1 protein-coding gene and 1 pseudogene are annotated in these 1,191 nt (G+C 71.0%); both read left to right on the plus strand.

Features of this window, described 5'->3' with window-relative positions:
* Positions 1 to 420 (plus strand): annotated as a pseudogene (locus tag HW445_RS31770) (hypothetical protein); the annotation flags it as partial.
* Positions 421 to 454: 34 nt separating this feature from the next.
* Entirely contained in the window at positions 455 to 1,168 is a 714-nt protein-coding gene (locus HW445_RS31775) for a hypothetical protein (RefSeq protein ID WP_180224226.1), read from the plus strand.
* Positions 1,169 to 1,191: the final 23 nt, after the last annotated feature.

Consider the following 1,191-nt stretch of genomic DNA (forward strand, 5'->3'; position numbering starts at 1 on the left):
CACGCGCTGGTCGCCGCCCGGCTCCGGGACGGCGGGCGGGTCGGTCACGCGCTCGGCCGGGTCCTGCACGGCGACTACTTCCACGCCTCGCTGATGAGTTCGCACTACCCGCGCCGCGACGTCTACAACGCCGACGCCGCCCACGCCCTGCCCGCCGTGCTGATCGAGGCGCTGGCGCAGTCCACGCCCGGCAGGCTGGTCCTGCTGCCCGCGCCGCCGCCGGGGTACCCCCGGGGCTCCCTGCACGGCGTGCGCACCCGCTTCGGCGCCGTCCTCGACCTCACCTGGAGCCCGGACGGCGTCACCGCCGTCCTGCGCCCCACCCGCACGCTCCGGATCGAACTCAGGACTTCGGCCGGCGCCGGGTTCCTCGACCTGGTCGCCGGTGAAGACCGCGTCCTCACCCTGACGGCGCGGTGACCTCCAGGCTCCCCCCACCCATGGAAGGAACACCATGGCAACAGGCACCCTCCGCAGCATCGCCCGGGCCCTGCTGGCGCCCGCCCTCGCCCTGGGCATCACCACCGGACTCACCGCCGCCCCCGCGCAGGCCGCCGTCTGGAGCTCCTGCGACCAGTGGGGCAACACCGGCCTGAACGGCTACACGCTCCACAACAACATCTGGGGCTCCGGCTCCGGCGCCCAGTGCTTCTGGGCCAACTCCGGCACCAACTGGGGCGTGTGGGCCGACCACCCGAACACCGGCGGCATCAAGTCCTACCCGAACTCCAAGAAGGTGGTGAACCGCAGCATCTCCTCGCTGCGCACCCTCACCAGCAGCTACAGCGTGAGCGTGCCGTCGGCGGGGGCGTACAACACCTCGTACGACATCTGGGACACCGATCACGACTACGAGATCATGCTCTGGGTCAACCAGTACGGCCCGGTCGGCCCGCTCGGCTCCTCCCAGGGCACGGTGACGCTCGGCGGACACACCTGGAACGTGTACAAGGGCGACAACGGCTCCAACCAGGTCTTCTCGTTCCTGCGCACCTCCCGCTCCACCTCCGGGACGGTCGACATGCTGCCCATCCTGCGGTGGATCAAGGACACCAAGCGCTGGATGGGCGACGAGACCATCGGCGACGTGCAGTTCGGCTTCGAGATCACCTCGTCGCCGGGCGGCCTCGACTTCCGCACCGACAACCTGACCGTCACGGCCGGCTGACCCGCGCCGCCGTTCCGTCGGCC

This window comes from Streptomyces sp. UH6 (assembly GCF_013421635.1).
Lineage (GTDB): Bacteria > Actinomycetota > Actinomycetes > Streptomycetales > Streptomycetaceae > Streptomyces > Streptomyces abyssomicinicus.